Origin of the sequence: Pseudomonas salmasensis (genome assembly GCF_014268375.2) — a bacterium.
GTDB classification, from domain to species: Bacteria; Pseudomonadota; Gammaproteobacteria; order Pseudomonadales; family Pseudomonadaceae; genus Aquipseudomonas; species Aquipseudomonas salmasensis.
In genome coordinates, this window is record NZ_CP077083.1 from 2,337,294 (window position 1) to 2,354,753 (window position 17,460).

18 protein-coding genes are annotated in these 17,460 nt (G+C 61.0%); 4 read left to right on the top strand and 14 right to left on the bottom strand.

Translation table 11 applies throughout. The features are described 5' to 3' along the window. Positions 1-156 precede the first annotated feature (156 nt). The 4 genes from thrC to xerD all read right to left on the bottom strand — a co-directional run bounded on the left by thrC (position 157) and on the right by xerD (position 4,843). Positions 157-1,566, bottom strand: a complete 1,410-nt coding sequence (gene thrC, locus HU731_RS10250) for a threonine synthase (RefSeq protein WP_003193958.1) — start codon at positions 1,564-1,566, stop codon at positions 157-159. A 67-nt stretch (positions 1,567-1,633) separates the two neighbouring features. Further along, complete coding sequence (locus HU731_RS10255; protein ID WP_032895431.1) at positions 1,634-2,938, bottom strand: homoserine dehydrogenase; 1,305 nt, start codon at positions 2,936-2,938, stop codon at positions 1,634-1,636. A gap of 128 nt (positions 2,939-3,066) precedes the next feature. Further along, entirely contained in the window at positions 3,067-3,798 is a 732-nt protein-coding gene (locus HU731_RS10260; protein WP_003193960.1) for a thioredoxin fold domain-containing protein, read from the bottom strand. 148 nt (positions 3,799-3,946) lie between these two features. Then, complete coding sequence (gene xerD, locus HU731_RS10265; protein WP_003193961.1) at positions 3,947-4,843, bottom strand: site-specific tyrosine recombinase XerD; 897 nt, start codon at positions 4,841-4,843, stop codon at positions 3,947-3,949. Between the two features lie 107 nt (positions 4,844-4,950). Between xerD and HU731_RS10270 the strand changes: the two genes are divergently transcribed. Then, a complete protein-coding gene (locus HU731_RS10270) occupies positions 4,951-6,759 on the top strand; it encodes a cation:proton antiporter (protein ID WP_020301361.1) in 1,809 nt (602 codons plus the stop codon). On the opposite strand, the gene HU731_RS10275 is transcribed toward HU731_RS10270, so the two are convergent. The 6 genes from HU731_RS10275 to ffh all read right to left on the bottom strand — a co-directional run bounded on the left by HU731_RS10275 (position 6,760) and on the right by ffh (position 10,828). Then, positions 6,760-7,173, bottom strand: coding sequence for an acyl-CoA thioesterase (locus tag HU731_RS10275; protein WP_186607867.1), 414 nt, complete (start codon positions 7,171-7,173; stop codon positions 6,760-6,762). It lies immediately after the preceding gene. Between the two features lie 82 nt (positions 7,174-7,255). After that, positions 7,256-7,606: a 50S ribosomal protein L19 gene (gene rplS / locus HU731_RS10280; RefSeq protein ID WP_003175895.1), complete on the bottom strand. Its 351-nt coding sequence runs from the start codon at positions 7,604-7,606 to the stop codon at positions 7,256-7,258. Positions 7,607-7,651: 45 nt separating this feature from the next. Next, positions 7,652-8,425, bottom strand: coding sequence for a tRNA (guanosine(37)-N1)-methyltransferase TrmD (gene trmD / locus HU731_RS10285; RefSeq protein WP_153475158.1), 774 nt, complete (start codon positions 8,423-8,425; stop codon positions 7,652-7,654). Then, positions 8,407-8,943 carry a ribosome maturation factor RimM gene (gene rimM, locus HU731_RS10290; RefSeq protein WP_003175898.1) on the bottom strand — a complete coding sequence of 179 codons (537 nt, stop codon included), beginning with the start codon at positions 8,941-8,943 and terminating at the stop codon, positions 8,407-8,409. The genes trmD and rimM overlap by 19 nt, the downstream gene beginning before the upstream one ends. Positions 8,944-8,948: 5 nt before the next feature. Then, positions 8,949-9,200, bottom strand: coding sequence for a 30S ribosomal protein S16 (gene rpsP / locus HU731_RS10295; protein ID WP_003175899.1), 252 nt, complete (start codon positions 9,198-9,200; stop codon positions 8,949-8,951). A gap of 251 nt (positions 9,201-9,451) precedes the next feature. After that, the gene (gene ffh / locus HU731_RS10300) at positions 9,452-10,828 is read right to left on the bottom strand and encodes a signal recognition particle protein (RefSeq protein ID WP_186607866.1); all 1,377 of its coding nucleotides are present in this window, start codon (positions 10,826-10,828) and stop codon (positions 9,452-9,454) included. A gap of 232 nt (positions 10,829-11,060) precedes the next feature. Between ffh and HU731_RS10305 the strand changes: the two genes are divergently transcribed. The 3 genes from HU731_RS10305 to HU731_RS10315 all read left to right on the top strand — a co-directional run bounded on the left by HU731_RS10305 (position 11,061) and on the right by HU731_RS10315 (position 14,775). After that, complete coding sequence (locus tag HU731_RS10305; RefSeq protein ID WP_034115853.1) at positions 11,061-11,873, top strand: cytochrome C assembly family protein; 813 nt, start codon at positions 11,061-11,063, stop codon at positions 11,871-11,873. Positions 11,874-11,885: 12 nt separating this feature from the next. Further along, complete coding sequence (locus HU731_RS10310) at positions 11,886-13,124, top strand: transporter associated domain-containing protein (protein WP_186607865.1); 1,239 nt, start codon at positions 11,886-11,888, stop codon at positions 13,122-13,124. Between the two features lie 340 nt (positions 13,125-13,464). Then, positions 13,465-14,775 carry an MFS transporter gene (locus tag HU731_RS10315; protein WP_078466367.1) on the top strand — a complete coding sequence of 437 codons (1,311 nt, stop codon included), beginning with the start codon at positions 13,465-13,467 and terminating at the stop codon, positions 14,773-14,775. A 105-nt stretch (positions 14,776-14,880) separates the two neighbouring features. Here the strand turns inward: HU731_RS10315 and purT are convergent, their stop codons facing one another. The 4 genes from purT to HU731_RS10335 form a co-directional block, all read right to left on the bottom strand. After that, a complete protein-coding gene (gene purT / locus HU731_RS10320) occupies positions 14,881-16,062 on the bottom strand; it encodes a formate-dependent phosphoribosylglycinamide formyltransferase (RefSeq protein WP_016971940.1) in 1,182 nt (393 codons plus the stop codon). Between the two features lie 70 nt (positions 16,063-16,132). Beyond that, positions 16,133-16,600, bottom strand: a complete 468-nt coding sequence (locus HU731_RS10325; RefSeq protein ID WP_003193971.1) for a preQ0 transporter — start codon at positions 16,598-16,600, stop codon at positions 16,133-16,135. A 121-nt stretch (positions 16,601-16,721) separates the two neighbouring features. Further along, complete coding sequence (locus HU731_RS10330; protein ID WP_003193973.1) at positions 16,722-16,937, bottom strand: DUF1289 domain-containing protein; 216 nt, start codon at positions 16,935-16,937, stop codon at positions 16,722-16,724. Next, entirely contained in the window at positions 16,934-17,458 is a 525-nt protein-coding gene (locus HU731_RS10335; RefSeq protein ID WP_044272404.1) for a gamma carbonic anhydrase family protein, read from the bottom strand. Before HU731_RS10335 ends, HU731_RS10330 begins: the two co-directional genes overlap by 4 nt. Between the last annotated feature and the right edge of the window lie 2 nt (positions 17,459-17,460).

Consider the following 17,460-nt stretch of genomic DNA (forward strand, 5'->3'; position numbering starts at 1 on the left):
ATCAGCTTGAATGTGGGAGCGGGCTTGCTCGCGAAAGCGCTGTGTCAGTCACTGAATGTGTGACTGATCCACCTCATTCGCGAGCAAGCCCGCTCCCACATTTTGGATCGTGGGGCAGCACAAAGATGCCCCTTGGCCGTCAGGCAGCCCTGTCGATCAGAGCGGCTTGCCTCGATTGCCATGCTGGCTGACGAACGCCTGCACTGCCTTCAGGTCGTTGGCCAACACGGTGCAGCGCTCTTCGCGCTCGAACAGGTCGGTCAAGTGTTCCGGCAGTTCCAGCGCCTTGCCAATGCCGGCCTTCTCCACCGCTTCCGGGAACTTGACCGGGTGCGCGGTACCGAGGATCACCATTGGAATATCCAGGCTGCGGCGGCACTCGCGGGCGGCTTTCACGCCGATGGCCGTGTGCGGGTCGAGCACTTCGCCGGTCTCGGCATAGACTTGCGCGATGGTTTCGCAGGTCTGCGCGTCGTCCACGGCCAGGGAATCGAACAGCTTGCGGGTTTCGGTCCAGCGCTCTTGTTCGACGCTGAAACCGCCACCTTGCTTGAAGCTGTTCATCAGCTCGGCCAGGGCTGCGCCGTTGCGACCGTGCATGTCGAACAGCAGGCGTTCGAAGTTCGAGGACACCATGATGTCCATGGACGGCGACAGCGTGGCGTGCAGGGTTTCCTTCACGTACTGGTTGCCGCTCATGAAGCGATGCAGGATGTCGTTGCGGTTGGTGGCGACAATCAACTGGTTGATCGGCAGGCCCATATTGCGCGCCAGGTAACCGGCAAAAATGTCGCCGAAGTTGCCGGTCGGCACCGAGAACGACACCGAACGCGCCGGGCCACCCAACTGCAGCGAGGCGTGGAAGTAGTAGACGATCTGGGCCATGATCCGCGCCCAGTTGATCGAGTTCACCGCCACCAGGCGCGTGCCCTTGAGGAAGCTCTGGTCAGCGAAGCTGTTCTTGACCATTTCCTGGCAGTCATCGAAGTTGCCTTCGATGGCGATGTTGTGGATGTTCTCACCGAAGATGGTGGTCATCTGGCGACGCTGCACTTCCGACACACGCTTGTGTGGGTGCAGGATGAAGATGTCGACGTTCTCGCAGTGCTTGCACCCTTCGATCGCCGCCGAGCCGGTATCGCCGGAGGTGGCGCCGATGATCACCACGCGCTCGCCGCGCTTTTCCAGCACGTAGTCGAGCAGGCGACCCAGCAGTTGCAGGGCGAAGTCCTTGAACGCCAGGGTCGGGCCGTGGAACAGCTCCAGCACCCACTCATTGCCGTTCAGTTGACGCAGGGGCGCGATGGCGTTGTGGGAAAACACGCCATAGGTTTCTTCCAGAATCTTTTTGAAGTCCGCATCCGGAATGCTGCCGGTCACGAACGGGCGCATCACTCGGAAAGCCAGCTCGTGGTACGGCAGGCCGGCCCAGGAAGCGATTTCTTCCTGGGTGAAGCGTGGCAGGTTTTCCGGCACGTACAGGCCGCCGTCGGTGGCAAGGCCTGCCAGCAGAACGTCTTCGAAATTCAGGGCCGGTGCCTGGCCGCGGGTGCTGATGTAACGCATGACTGGCTCCTCTAAAACATTCTCGAACAGGGGCCGCCGAATGGACGGGGCCCCTGGAACAAATCGGTTAGTTCAAGTGTTCAACGCGAATCCGCACCACCGGGCCCACTACGCCTTGCAAGGCTTCCAGGGCATGGATGGCATCGTTGATGTGCTGTTCGAGCACGCGGTGGGTCAGCAGGATCATCGGCACCTGGCCGTTTTGCTCCTCGACTTCCTTCTGCATGATCGACTCGATGTTGATACCGCGCTCCGACAGGATGCTGGCCACCTGGGCCAACACGCCTGGATGGTCCTGGGCCTGGATGCGCAGGTAGTAGGCACTTTCGCAGGCTTCGATCGGCAGGATCGGGTGGGCCGACAGCGAGTCCGGCTGGAAGGCCAGGTGCGGCACGCGGTTTTCCGGGTCGCTGGTCATGGCGCGAACCACGTCCACCAGGTCGGCGATCACCGACGAAGCGGTCGGCTCCATGCCGGCACCGGCGCCGTAGAACAAGGTGGAACCGGCGGCGTCGCCGTTGACCATCACCGCGTTCATCACGCCGTTGACGTTGGCGATCAGGCGGTCGGCCGGGATCAGCGTCGGGTGCACACGCAACTCGATGCCCGCCGCAGTGCTGCGCGCCACGCCCAGGTGCTTGATGCGGTAGCCCAGGGCTTCGGCGTAGTTGACGTCGGCGGTGGTCAGCTTGGTGATGCCTTCGGTGTAGGCCTTGTCAAATTGCAGCGGGATACCAAAGGCGATGGACGCCAGGATGGTCAGCTTGTGGGCCGCGTCGATGCCTTCCACGTCGAAGGTCGGGTCGGCTTCGGCGTAACCCAGGGCCTGGGCTTCGGCCAGCACGTCTTCGAAGGTACGGCCCTTCTCGCGCATTTCGGTGAGGATGAAGTTACCGGTGCCGTTGATGATGCCGGCCACCCAGTTGATGCGGTTGGCGGACAGGCCTTCACGGATCGCCTTGATCACCGGGATACCACCGGCCACCGCGGCTTCGAACGCCACGATAACGCCCTTCTCGCGGGCCTTGGCGAAGATCTCGTTGCCGTGCACGGCGATCAGCGCCTTGTTGGCGGTGACCACGTGCTTACCGTTCTCGATGGCCTTGAGCACCAGCTCGCGGGCCACGGTGTAGCCGCCCACCAGCTCGATAACGATATCGATCTCAGGGTTGGTGGCCACCGCGAACACATCGTTGGTAATCGCAATACCGGTCGTTTCGAACTGAGGCTTTGGCGAACGCGTGGCAATCTGCGCCACTTCAATCCCGCGACCTGCGCGGCGGGAAATTTCTTCAGCGTTACGCTGAAGTACGTTGAAGGTACCGCCACCGACGGTCCCTAACCCACAGATGCCTACTTTGACCGGTTTCACTGAAGAACTCCCCATGAAACGGCCGACGCGAGGTCGGCCGTGAAAACAGCCGCACAACTGCGGCTCTCAATTAATGACCCACCGACGGTTCGGCGGGCCATGATCGTCAAAGGCTCAACGATAAATGCTTACTTGGCACCCAGTGCCAGTTTGGCAACTTGCGGCGCCGGCTGGTAGCCCGGAATCACCTGGCCGTCGGCCAAAACGATGGCCGGTGTACCGTTCACACCAATGGACTGGCCCAGGGCGAACTGCTTGGAAACCGGGTTGGCGCATTTGGCCGACTTGATTTCCTTGCCATCGACCATCTTGTCCATGGCCGCTTTCTTGTCGGCCGAGCACCACACCGCCTGCAACTGCTCGTCACCCGGCGAACCCAGGCCCTGGCGCGGGAAGGCAACGTAGCGCACCTCCACGCCCAGCTTGTTCAGCGCCGGGATTTCAGCGTGCAGCTTGTGGCAGTACGGGCACGTGGTGTCGGTGAACACGGTGATGTGGGTCTTGGTTTCGCCAATGGCGGGGTAAACCACGGTTTCAGCCACCGGAATGCCGTTGATCAGCTTGGACACGCCCAGGCGCTCGGCCTTCTCGGTCAGGTTGACCGGCTTGCCGTCCTTGAGCTGGAACAGGTAGCCCTGGACGATGTACTGGCCATCGGCACTGGCGTACAGCACGCGGCTGCCCTTGAGCTTGACTTCGTACAGGCCGGCCATGGGGCTGGCGCTGATGCTTTCGATAGGCGTGTCGAGCGCCAGGTTGGCCAGGCTCTTGCGGATGGTCTGCTCGGCCGCATCATCGGCGAGCGCAAAGGTGGAAACCAACGCAATGGCTGCGGCGGCAATAATCTGGGTCAAGCGCATGGGAACTCCTGAAGGCAGAGGCAGGGACGGGAGCAGAATACTGATCTGGACCACAATGGATGCCGTCCCCTTTGCGAACCGGCAAAGCCTACCACAGTTGGGCGGGAGGGCAGCCCGCGACAGGTAAAATGGGCCATTTCTGACGGTTTTATCCGCGTGGGTGGTGCTTGGCGTGCATGTCCTGCAAACGTGCGCGCGCCACATGGGTGTAGATCTGGGTTGTGGATAAGTCGCTGTGCCCAAGCAGCATTTGCACCACGCGCAAATCCGCACCGTGGTTGAGCAAGTGGGTGGCGAACGCATGGCGCAGGGTGTGGGGTGACAGCGCCTTGCCGATCCCGGCCACTTTGGCCTGGTGCTTGATGCGGTGCCAGAAGGTCTGGCGGGTCATCTGCTCGCCGCGCAGGCTGGGGAACAGCACGTCGCTGGGGCGCCCACCGAGCAGTTCGTGGCGCGCATCGCGCATGTAGCGCTCGACCCACACAATCGCCTCCTCGCCCATGGGCACCAGCCGCTCCTTGCTGCCCTTGCCCATCACGCGCAACACGCCCTGGCGCAGGTTGACCTGCTCGAGCGTCAGGCTGATCAGTTCGGTGACGCGCAGGCCGCAGGCATACAGCACCTCAAGCATGGCGCGGTCGCGCTGGCCGATGGCCTCGCTCAGGTCCGGGGCCGCGAGCAAGGCATCGACGTCGGCTTCCGACAAGGACTTGGGCAACGGCCTGCCGAGTTGCGGCATGTCGATTTGCAGGGTCGGGTCGACGGCGATGAGTTTTTCCCGCAGCAGGTAGCGATAAAAGCCACGTACACCGGAGAGAAATCGCGCGGTGGAGCGCGGTTTGTAGTTCTGCTCCAGGCGCCAGGCCAGGTGATCGAGGATCAGCTCGCGCCCGGCATTGATCAGCTCAAGGTTTTTCTCCTGCAGCCAGCCGTTGAACAGCGCCAGGTCGCTGCGGTACGCCTGGCGTGTGTTGTCCGACAGGCCTTTTTCTAACCAGAGGGCGTCGAGGAAGCGGTCGATCAGGGGATGGTCAATGGCAGGCATGGGCACTCAAGCAACGCAGCACAAGGCAATACGCGAATTATTTAGTGAACTGTGGCAAGAGCCATTAGTCTTTCATAGCCCGCTACTTCTAGGAACAGGAAGCTTTAATGAACGAACAACAGATTTTGTTGGCTTTTGGCGGTATTGGCGTGGCCGCACTCGGCTGCCAGTGGCTGGCCTGGCGCCTGAAACTGCCAGCGATTCTGTTTCTTCTGCTGAGCGGGATTCTGGCAGGGCCGATACTCGGATGGCTCGACCCGCAGGAAATGTTCGGCCCACTGTTGATGCCGTTGGTGTCGTTGGCGGTGGCGCTGATTCTGTTTGAAGGCAGCCTGACCCTGCACCTGTCGGAATGGAAGGAAATCGGCAGCGTCGTCCATCGGCTGGTCACCGTCGGCGCACTCTCGACCTGGGCGGTGATCACCCTGGCCACCCACTGGCTGCTGGGTTTTGACTGGATGCTGGCGCTGCTGTTCGGCACCCTGACCCTGGTCACCGGCCCAACCGTGATCGTGCCCATGTTGCGTGTGGTGCGCCCCAAAGCCTCCATCGCCAACATCCTGCGCTGGGAAGGCATCGTCATCGACCCGATTGGCGCACTGCTGGCGGTAGTGGTGTATAGCTTTATCATCGCCAGTGCATCGGGCGACGGTTTGAGCCACAGCCTGCTGACCTTCGGCGGCGTTATCCTTTGCGGCAGCCTGTTCGGCATCGCCGGTGGCTGGGTACTGGGGCAGATCATGCGCCGCCAGTGGTTGCCGGAATACCTGCATAACCTGGCGACACTTGCGGGCGTGCTGGGCATCTTCATTGCCTCCAACCAAGTGATGCATGAGTCCGGCCTGCTGGCGGTCACGCTGATGGGCATGTGGATGGCGAATATGAAGGGCGTGGATGTACGGCACATCCTGCACTTCAAGGAAAACCTCAGTGTGTTGCTGATTTCCGGGCTGTTTATCCTGCTGGCGGCACGCCTGGACCTGAACGCCATGATCGCCCTGGGCCCGTTCGTGTTGATCCTGCTGTTGATCATCCAATTCATTGCACGCCCGTTGAACGTGGCGCTTTCGACCTTTGGCTCGGGGTTGAACTGGCGCGAGCGCGCACTGCTGGCCTGGATCGCCCCACGGGGTATTGTGGCGGCGGCGGTGTCAGCGATCTTTGCGATCCGTCTGGATGAGGCTGGCCACGAAGGCGCGTTGTTGCTCGTTCCGCTAACCTTCGCGGTGATCATCGGCACCGTGGTGCTGCAAAGCGCCACGGCACGCCCCTTGGCCCGCCTGCTGAAAGTCGCCGAGCCGGCGCCCAGCGGCTTCCTGATCGTGGGTGCGAACGGCCCGGCACGGGCACTCGGTAAAGCGTTGCAGCAATTGGGCAGCCGCGTGTTACTGACGGATTCCAGCTGGGAAAACATCCGCGCCAGTCGTATGGAAGGCTTGCCTACCTACTTCGGTAACCCGGCTTCCCAGCATGCCGAGTCCCATCTGGACCTGGTCGGCCTGGGGCATCTGCTGGCGCTCTCGCCTTCTGGCGAACTGAATGCCTTGGCCACCATGCGTTTTCGCCATGACTTCGGCCATCGCCTGTTCGCCCTGGCCAGCAGCCAGGAAAACCGTCGCACCGACAAGCACAAGGCCAGCCATGAACACCGTGGCCATTTGCTGGGCAGCCAACCTTTGAGCTACACCAAACTGGCCAGCCTGTTGGGCCAGGGCGCCGAACTGTATAGCACCAACCTCACCGACGGCTTTGGCTGGGAGCAGTACCAGGCGTTGCACGGCGAGCGGGCTACCTTGCTGTTTGCCCGGGACACCAGCGGCTGGGTGCACGTGGTCTCGCCCGAGAGTAACTTGAAGCCTGTAGCGGGCTGGACCTTGCTGGCGGTGATTCAACCGCAGGCCAGCACCGCCGAGTAATCAGTCAACAAGGCCAGGCAGTACCGGGACAGGGCGTTTATCTGCGTCAATCGCGACGAAGCTGAACACGCCCTGGATCGCCTTTTCACGGCCATCAGCGCTCATGCTCTCAACGAACACCTCCACCTCGACCTTGAGGCTGGTGTTGCCGACCTTGATCACCCGACCGATCAGCTCAACGATAGAGCCGGCCGGGATCGCGTGGTTGAAGTCGATACGGTCGGTGGAGACCGTCACCAAAGGCAAGCGGCAGAAACGCGTGGCGGTGATGAACGACACTTCGTCCATCCATGCCAAGGCGGTGCCGCCGAACAGGGTGTTGTGGTGGTTGGTGGTGGGCGGGAACACGGCCTTGGTCACGTGGGTGACGGACAGGTCGGTGCGACGCTGGATTTCTTCGAGGCGGGTGGTCATGGATCAATACCGGTAGATAGGCAAATTTCAGGCACAAAAAAGCAGCCCGTAGGCTGCTTTTTTCTGCATCGGGAAGCTGGACTTAAGCCAGTTTTTCCTTGATGCGAGCTGCTTTACCGGACAGGTCACGCAGGTAGTACAGCTTGGCTTTACGTACGTCACCGCGACGCTTAACGGCCATGCTGTCGATTTGCGGGCTGTAGGTCTGGAAAGTACGCTCTACGCCAACACCGTTGGAGATTTTACGAACAGTGAAAGCACTGTTCACACCACGGTTACGCTTGGCGATTACCACGCCTTCGAACGCTTGCAGACGCGAACGGTCGCCTTCCTTCACTTTCACCTGAACGACAATGGTGTCGCCCGGGGCAAAGGTAGGGATCTCTTTGGTCATCTGCTCTGCTTCGAGTGCAAGGATGATTTTGTTAGTCATGCTGTGCTCCTAAGGTAAGTCAATGGACCTACCATCGATACGTTGTTAACTATCGTCCCGCGCGAGGATGTATTCCTCGAGCAGCTTCTTCTCTTCTCCAGAAAGCGAGCGGCTTTCCAGAAGATCGGCGCGTCGTTCATAGGTCCGACCAAGGGACTGCTGTAAACGCCAACGCCGGATGTGTGCGTGATTGCCACTTAGCAATACGTCGGGAACACGCTGATCCACATACACCTCCGGACGGGTGTAGTGCGGGCAATCCAGCAAACCATCCGTGAAGGAATCTTCCTCCGCGGAGTCCGCATGCCCTAAAGCTCCGGGCAGCAGTCGTGTAACCGCATCTATCAGGACCATCGCCGGCAGCTCGCCGCCAGACAGGACATAGTCCCCAATCGACCACTCTTCATCGACATGAGCTTCAATAAAACGCTCGTCAATGCCTTCATAGCGACCGGCAATCAGGATCAAACTTTCCTCATTCGCCAGTTCGCGTACCGCCGCCTGTTTCAGCTGACGGCCTTGAGGGGACAGGTAAATTACCTTCGCCTTCTCCCCGGCAGCTGCCTTGGCCTGAACCAACGCGTCTTCCAGGGGCTTGATCTTCATCACCATGCCCGGGCCACCGCCAAATGGGCGATCGTCCACAGTGTGATGTCGATCCGTCGTGTAGTCTCGCGGGTTCCAACAGGTGAGCTGCAACAGCCCCTGTTTCACCGCCCGACTGGTGATGCCGTACTCGCTGATGGCGGAAAACATCTCGGGAAACAAACTGATCACTTCAATGCGCAAATTAGCCACGCTTAGAAGTCCGCGTCCCATTCCACCTTCATCTCGCCCGCGGCTAGGTCGACGGCCAACACGCATTGCTCGGTATAGGGCAACAGGCGTTCACGGTCATCCAGGCTGCCAGCGCAAGGCTTGACCACCATTACATCATTGGCGCCGGTTTCCAGAAGATGATCGATTTTCCCCAGCAATTGCCCGAGTTGATCAATAACCTTCAGACCTTCCAGCTGGTACCAGTAGTACTCGCCGTCGGTCAATTCAGGGAACAGGTTGCGCGGCACGCAGATCTCATAACCGGCCAGAAGACGAGCTTCTTCACGGTCATCAAGACCCTTGAGCTTTGCGACCAGGAACTTGTCGCTCCCGCGTCCACTGACCAGCTCTACCTGTTTCACACTCCCTTCGCGCTTGAGCGTCCAGGTCTTGTACTGCAACAGGTTTTCAGTCGGATCAGTAAAGGAATACACCTTCACTTCGCCGCGAACGCCATGAACAGAGTAAATCTTGCCGATAACGATCAAATCATCAGCAACAGCTGGCGTCGCGTTCATATTGCTCAGGCTGCGGCCTTAGCCGAGTCCTTCAACAGTTTTGCAACGCGCTCGGATGGCTGTGCGCCAACGCTCAGCCAGTAGGCTACGCGCTCTTGGTTCACGGACAGACGAACTTCTTGACCACGAGCAACAGGGTTGAAGAAACCAACCTGTTCCTTGTGCGAACCGTCACGCGGGTTGCGGCTGTCGGTTACGGTCAAGTGGTAAAACGGGCGCTTTTTGGAGCCGCCAAGGGCAAGACGGATTGTTAGCATGTGAACATCGTTCCTGTAGTCGGTGCTGCAAATCTAAATGCACAGCGGGCATAGGTGCCCGAAAGGCCGCATATTCTAAGGAATATCCGGACTTTTGCAAATGTCTTTTTCTGGCGCCTATCAGCGTGCCATTCAGATCTGCTATAGAGCCGTCGGTTAAAACGGCGAGTCAGCGCCCGCCAACGGCGGGTTTGCTGGAAATCCCACATCCTTGTGGGGCGGAGCGCAAGCAAGGCTTGCGCTCGAATACTTTACATTTTAGGCATGCCGCCGCCGGGCAACATACCGCCCATGCCGCGCATCATCTTGGCCATACCGCCCTTGGCGGAGAATTTCTTCATCATCTTCTGCATCTGCTTGTGCTGCTTGATCAAGCGACCGATGTCCTGCACCTGGGTGCCGGAACCCATGGCGATCCGGCGCTTGCGCGAACCGCTGATCAGCTCAGGGTCGCGGCGCTCGGCCGGGGTCATAGAGTTGATGATGGCTTCCATCTGCTTGAACTGTTTCTCTGCCGCGCCCTGGGCGTTGCCCATTTGCGCCAGGTTCACACCGCCGATGTTAGGCAGCTTGTCCATCAGGCCGCCGAGGCCGCCCATGTTCTTCATCTGTTGCAGCTGGTCGCGGAAGTCTTCGAGGTCGAAGCCCTTGCCCTTCTTCAGCTTCTTGGCCAGTTTGTCGGCCTTGTCCTTGTCGAGCGTGGCTTCGGCCTGCTCGATCAGGCTGAGTACGTCACCCATGCCGAGGATGCGCGAGGCGATACGCTCAGGGTGGAACGGCTCGAGCGCTTCGCTCTTCTCGCCCATACCGATGAACTTGATTGGCTTGCCAGTGATGGCACGTACCGACAGCGCGGCACCGCCACGGGCGTCGCCGTCGACCTTGGTGAGGATCACGCCGGTCAGCGGCAGTGCATCACCAAAAGCCTTGGCGGTGTTGGCCGCATCCTGGCCGGTCATCGCGTCGACCACGAACAGGGTCTCGACCGGGTTGATCGCGGCATGCAGCGCCTTGATCTCGTCCATCATCTCTTCGTCGATGTGCAGGCGACCGGCGGTATCGACGATGACCACGTCGATGAACTTGAGCTTGGCTTCTTTAATAGCCGCGTTGGCGATGTCGACCGGCTTCTGGCTCAGGTCGGACGGGAAGAAGGTCACGCCCACTTCGCCCGCGAGCATTTCCAACTGCTTGATGGCCGCCGGACGGTACACGTCGGCCGATACCACCATCACGGATTTCTTCTTGCGCTCTTTGAGGAAGCGCGCCAGTTTGCCGGCGGTGGTGGTTTTACCCGCACCTTGCAGGCCGGCCATCAACACGACAGCTGGCGGCACGGCGCTGAGGTTCAGGTCTTCGTTGGCCGCGCCCATCAGGCTTTCGAGTTCGGCCTGGACGATCTTCACGAAGGCCTGGCCCGGAGTCAGGCTGCGGGACACTTCGGTGCCGACCGCACGTTCCTTGACCGAGTTGACGAAGTCCTTCACCACCGGCAAAGCCACGTCGGCTTCCAGCAACGCCATGCGCACTTCACGCAGGGTGTCTTTAATATTGTCCTCGGTCAGCTTGGCCTTGCCGGTAACGTGGCGCAGCGTCTGCGAGAGACGGTCAGTCAAGTTTTCAAACATGCGCGATCCTTTCAGGCCCTACTCATCGAAATGCAGGTAGACCGAGGTAATGGCGGCCCAGGCTGGGGTCAATCGCTATTAAAAACAGCGCTCGCCGAGCCTGCGGCGTGGGCAGGTCGCGGATTATAGCGAAGACTGCGCCCATGCACACCCGCTGTCTGGCGAGGGAGTCTTTCGTGCAGCGCAGGTGTGTGCCAAACTCAACGCCTTTCGGGCTTGCCTACCAGGATTTATGCTCCCCTTGTCACCCAGTTTGCTACCCAGCCTCGCCGCCGCCATTTTGTATGCCGCTGCGACCCTCTATCAGGGCACTCGTCTGGCCCAAGGCACCAAAGCGGACAAACGTCTGCTCGTCGGCCTTGGCGTGCTGGCCCTGCTGGCCCATGCCGCCAGCCTGTTCACCCACCTGATGACCCCGGTGGGCCTGGGCCTGGACTTTTTCAGCGCCGCCAGCCTGATCGCCGCGGCCGTCATCGCGCTGACGCTGCTGGCCTGCTACCGGATCCCGGTGGAGAACCTGCTGGTGCTGCTATTCCCCCTGGGAATGCTGACGGTGCTGCTCGCCCAGTTCACCCCCACTGGCACCGTACAGGTGATCGACGAGGAGCCGGGCATCCTCGCCCACATCCTGTTGTCGATCCTCGCCTACGGCATGTTCACCATCGCGGTGTTCCAGGCCCTGCTCCTGCTGCTGCAGGATCACCAGCTCAAGCACAAGCACCCCTCCGGGCTGATCAAGAACTTCCCGCCGCTGCAAACCATGGAAAGCCTGCTGTTCGGGTTCCTTTGGGCCGGCTGGACCCTGCTGTCGCTGTCGCTGATCTCCGGCTGGCTGTTCGTCGAAAACCTGTTTGCCCAGCACCTGGTGCATAAAACCTTGCTGGCGTGCCTGGCGTGGGTGGTGTTCAGCGTGCTGCTGTGGGGGCGCAACCGTCTCGGCTGGCGTGGGCACAAGGCGATCCGCTGGACCCTGGCCGGTTTCTGCCTGTTGATGCTGGCCTATTTCGGCAGCAAGCTGGTTCGCGAATACATCCTGCATATCTGACGGGCAGTGATCATGGACAACTTGCCCTTAGGGCCGATGCTCGCCGTAATTGCCCTGCTGATTTTATGGGCGGCGCTGTTTACTGCCATAGAAGCTGCACAACAACACCTGCTGGCCCTGCGCCCAGGCACACGCCAGGGCGACAAGGCGGCTGCGCGCCTGAGCTTCCCGCGCCATAGCCTGATCCTGTGCAACAGCCTGTGCCGCGCCGCCGTGGTGATTCTTTGCACCCTGCTGGCGATCTATGCCTGGGCAGAGAACGGGCCCTGGCTGGGCTGGCTGATTTCCTGTGCAGCGCTGCTGGTACTGGCCGACTACCTCCCCCGCACCCTGGCCACCCGTCACCCCCAAGCAGTGCTGGGCTTTGGCAATACGTTGCTGGGCGTGCCGCTGAAAATCCTCTACCCGCTGGCCTGGCTGCTCAATGGCATCAGCCTGCTGTTATTGCGCCCGTTTGCCCGCAAATCCGGCGTGGTCAAAAACAGCGACGAGCCCCTGCCCGACCATGACGACGACCCAGAGCCCGACACCGACGCCGACCGCACGCCCGGCCTGCCCGGCATCCATGCCCTGGACAACATCACGGTCAATGACATCCTGGTGCCGCGCAGTGAAGTGGACGGTATCAACCTGGATGAGCCGATAGAGGACATCATCGAACAGTTGCGCACCTCGCCGCGCACCCGCCTGCCGGTGTTCCACAGCGACATCAACCAGGTGCAGGCGGTGCTCAATACCCGGCAGGTCCAACACCTGCTGCCCGACGCCAGCCTGACCAAAGAGGCCCTGCTCGCCGCCTGCCACGAACCTTACTTCGTGCCGGAAAGCACGCCGTTGCAGCTGCAACTGCTGAACTTCCACAAACAGCAGCGGCGCCTGGGCATGGTGGTGGACGAGTACGGTGAAGTGCTGGGCATTGTCACCCTTGAAGATATTCTGGAAGAGATCGTCGGCGAGTTCGAAAGCGACCAGGCTGTGGATAACCCGCATATCGAAGCCCAACCCGATGGTCGCTACATCATCGACGGCGCCGCCTCGATCCGTGAACTGAACAAAAGCCTGGGCTGGCACCTGCCCAGCGACGGCCCCAAGACCCTCAACGGCCTAGTGACCGAGGCGTTGGAGACCATTCCCGATTGCGCGGTGTGCCTGAAAGTCGGGCGCTATCGGCTGGAAATCCTCGAGACCGAAGACAACCGAGTGAGCAAGGTGCTGATCTGGCATACCAGCCACGTGCCAGTGGCTGCATAAGCGCCTCAATCCCCTCTGTAGGAGCGAGCTTGCTCGCGAGAAATCTGTAGGCGCCGCGTTTATTCAGAAAGTACGCGTTATCGTTGACGTTTTCGCGAGCAAGCTCGCTCCTACAGAAGTCACTTGTTGTCTCTCCAAACCCCTTCCTATAATCCCTGCGGCTTACCCAAGCCCTGCCCGACCGCGTGCTACCCGCACCCAGCGTGTCCTGGCACCGCCTTACCATGTCCGACCGGTGTTTGCTCCCATCCCGAGCCGCCCCGCGCACAACCCTGATCCATGGGTGTTCGACCAATAATAATCCGCGTCCAAACGCGCAATAACCGTCAGGGATAACGTCATGAGCACCACCTACCAAGAGGCCGCGAGCGCCGCACCTGCCAACTCGACCGCCCGCGTCGCGACGGCAAGCATCGTCGGCACCGCCATTGAGTTCTACGACTTCTACATCTACGCCACGGCCGCCGCCCTGGTGATCGGCCCGGTATTCTTCCCCCAGACCTCCGGCACCGCGCAGATGCTGGCGTCGTTCCTGACCTTCGGTATCGCCTTTATCGCCCGCCCATTGGGGTCGGCGTTGTTCGGCCACTTCGGCGACCGTATCGGCCGTAAATCCACCCTGGTGGCTTCTCTGCTATTGATGGGCGTGTGTACCACCTTGATCGGCTTGCTGCCGGGCTACGACAGTATCGGCGCCTGGGCGCCGATTCTCTTGTGTGTTTTGCGCTTCGGCCAAGGCCTGGGCCTGGGTGGGGAATGGGGCGGCGCGGCCTTGCTGGCGACCGAGAATGCCCCCAAGGGCAAGCGCGCCTGGTTCGGCATGTTCCCGCAACTGGGCCCGTCGATTGGCTTCCTGGCGGCCAACGGCTTGTTTCTGATTTTGGCCATGAGCCTGAATGACGAACAGTTCCGCAGCTGGGGCTGGCGCATTCCGTTCATCCTCAGCGCCGCGCTGGTGATGGTGGGCCTGTATGCGCGCCTGAAACTGCATGAGACGCCGGTGTTCGCCAATGCCGTGGCCAAGGAAAAACCGGTGAAAGTGCCATTAGTGGAGCTGTTCAGCCAGCATTGGCTGCCGGTACTGCTGGGCGCCGCGTCGATGGTGGTGTGCTATGCGCTGTTCTATATCACCACGGCGTTTTCGTTGAGCTACGGCGTTTCCACCTTGGGCTACAGCCGTGAAACCTTCCTCGCCCTGCTGTGTTTCGCGGTGCTGTTCATGGGGCTGGCGACACCGTTGGCCGCCTTGGCCAGTGATCGCTACGGGCGCAAGCCGGTGTTGATCGTCGGTGCGGTCCTGGCGATTCTGTCGGGCTTTACCATGGAGCCGCTGCTGACCCACGGCTCGACCTGGGCCGTGGCGCTGTTCCTGGCGCTGGAGCTGTTTTTGATGGGCGTGACCTTCGCACCAATGGGCGCCTTGCTGCCGGAATTGTTCCCGACCCGCGTGCGTTATACCGGTGCATCGGCCGCCTATAACTTGGGTGGGATCGTGGGGGCCTCGGCGGCGCCGTTCTTCGCGACCAAGCTGGTGGCGATGGGCGGGCTGAGTTATGTCGGGGGGTATGTGTCGGCGGCAGCGTTGCTGAGCTTGATTGCGGTGCTGTGCCTGAAAGAGACGCGGGATAACGACTTGAACAAGGTTGCCTGATAGTCAAAATCTGTAGGAGCGAGCTTGCTCGCGAAAAAGGTACATCCGACACCGCAAGGTGCCTGAAATACCTTCGCGAGCAAGCTCGCTCCTACAGGGGCCGCTTTAGAGCTCTACAACAACAGCCTTGGAAGCACGGGTCGCTTTAGCCCGAGCCGCTTCAATCGACTCATCCCGCGCCAGTGCTACGCCCATGCGGCGCTGGCCGTTCACTTCGGGTTTGCCAAACAGACGCAACGCCGTATCCGGTTCGCTCAGCGCGGCGCCAAGGTTGGCGAATGCGGTCTGGGTGGACTGCCCTTCCACCAGGATCACCGCCGACGCCGAAGGCCCGAACTGACGGATCAAGGGGATCGGCAGGCCCAAGATGGCGCGAGCGTGCAAGGCAAACTGCGACAGGTCCTGGGAAATCAGGGTTACCAGGCCAGTGTCATGGGGGCGCGGCGACACTTCGCTGAACCACACCTGATCGCCCTTGATAAACAACTCCACACCAAACAGACCACGACCACCCAAGGCTTCGGTGACGGCTTTAGCAACGCGCTCGGATTCCGCCAAGGCAACCGGGCTCATGGCCTGCGGCTGCCAGGATTCCTGATAATCGCCCTTCTCCTGACGATGGCCCACCGGGGCGCAGAAAGTGGTACCGCCGATGTGACGCACGGTCAGCAGGGTGATTTCGTAGTCGAAGTCGATAAAACCTTCGATGATCACCCGACCCTTGCCGGCACGCCCGCCCTCTTGGGCGTAGTCCCAGGCTTTCTGCACGTCGTCGGCGCTGCGCAACAGGCTCTGGCCCTTGCCCGACGAACTCATCACCGGCTTGACCACGCACGGGAAGCCCAGGTCCTGGACGGCCTTGCTGTAGTCTTCGAAGGTGTCGGCGAAGTGATATGGCGAGGTCGGCAGGTCCAGCTCTTCGGCGGCCAGGCGACGGATGCCTTCACGGTTCATGGTCAGCGACGTGGCGCGGGCGGTGGGGATCACGGTGAAACCTTCGGCCTCCAGCTCAACCAGTGTCGCGGTGGCAATGGCTTCGATTTCCGGCACGATGAAGTGCGGCTTCTCCGCCTCGATCACCGCACGCAATGCGGCACCGTCGAGCATGTTGATCACATGGCTACGGTGCGCCACCTGCATGGCCGGCGCGTTGGCGTAGCGATCCACGGCAATCACTTCAACGCCCAGGCGTTGCAGTTCGATTACCACTTCCTTGCCCAGCTCACCGCAGCCACACAGCAAAACGCGGGTCGCGGTTGGCGACAATGGAGTTCCGATTCGGGTCATCTCAGGTCCTCAGGGGAGCGGATCATGGGGGAGAAAGGCCGGCATTTTACATGAACTGTAAAAATTGGCCTCAGTTGGCGACGGCCCGCCGGCGGATGCGCCAGGCCATGATCAGCCAGACCACGGTGACCCCGGCGAATTTGGACACCAATGCCGTGCCCGCCACCGCCGGTGTTAGCGCGCCGATCAGGCCGAAAAAGATAAAGGTATCGAGGGGAATGCTCAGCGCCGAACTTATCCACAGGCGGTCATGCAGCGGGCGCTTGGTGATGCTGAACACCAGCCAATCGATGCACTCGGACACCGCAAACGCCGTGGCACTGGCCAGGGCGATGGACGGGTCGGAGGTGATATAGGACAACACCAGCGCCGCCAGCATGGCGATGATTGCGCCATGGCCGAAGCGGGTTTGCACCATGTCGCGCAGGATGAATACCAGGCCGCCCCAGGCAGACCAGATAACGTCCAGGTGTGGGGCGGTGGAGAAGGCGAAGTTGATCAGCACGACGCTGCTGATGTAGGCGATCAGGAAAAACATGGGGCAGAAAACCTGTAGGAGCGAGCTCGCGAAGAACGTTAACGATGACGCGGGGCACCTGACTATACGCGGTGTTCTTGGGTTTTTCGCGAGCAAGCTCGCTCCTACAGGGGGGCAGCGGTCAGGCGCCGGATTTCCCAGGGGTCATCCACATCATCCCACTCGCCACCGCCCGCTCATGGCACAACCCCAGCACCACCCGGCGCTCGGCGTTGTCCATGCGGCTCCAGCGCGTGATCTCATCCACATTGCGCTGGCAGCCGGTGCAGATATCGTCATCATCCAGCGCGCAAATGCTCACGCAGGGCGAGGCGACCGGTCGTTCAATCGTGCTCATTCCTGCTGCTCGGCCAGGTCACGGGCATAACGCTGCGCGTTATGCACATAGTGCGCGGCGCTGGCTTCGAGCATGCGCTTTTGAGCCTCGGTCAGCTCGCGCACCACTTTGCCCGGCGAGCCCATGACCAGCGAGCCATCGGGGATTTCCTTGCCCTCACCGATCAGCGAATTGGCGCCGATGATGCAGTGCTTGCCGATCTTGGCGCCATTGAGGATCACTGCGTTGATACCAATCAGGCTGTAGTCGTCGACGGTGCAGCCGTGCAGCATGGCGTTATGGCCAATGGTCACGCCGGTGCCGAGGGTCAGCGGGTAGCCCATGTCGGTGTGCATCACGCTGCCGTCCTGCACGTTGCTGTTCTTGCCGATCAGGATCAGCTCGTTATCGCCACGCAACACCGCGTTAAACCAGACGTTGGCGCCCTCCTCCAGCTTGACCTTGCCCACCAAAGTGGCATTAGGCGCCACCCAGCTGTGGGGGTGCGTCTCGACGCGGGCGTCGCCCAGGCGGTATTTCATGG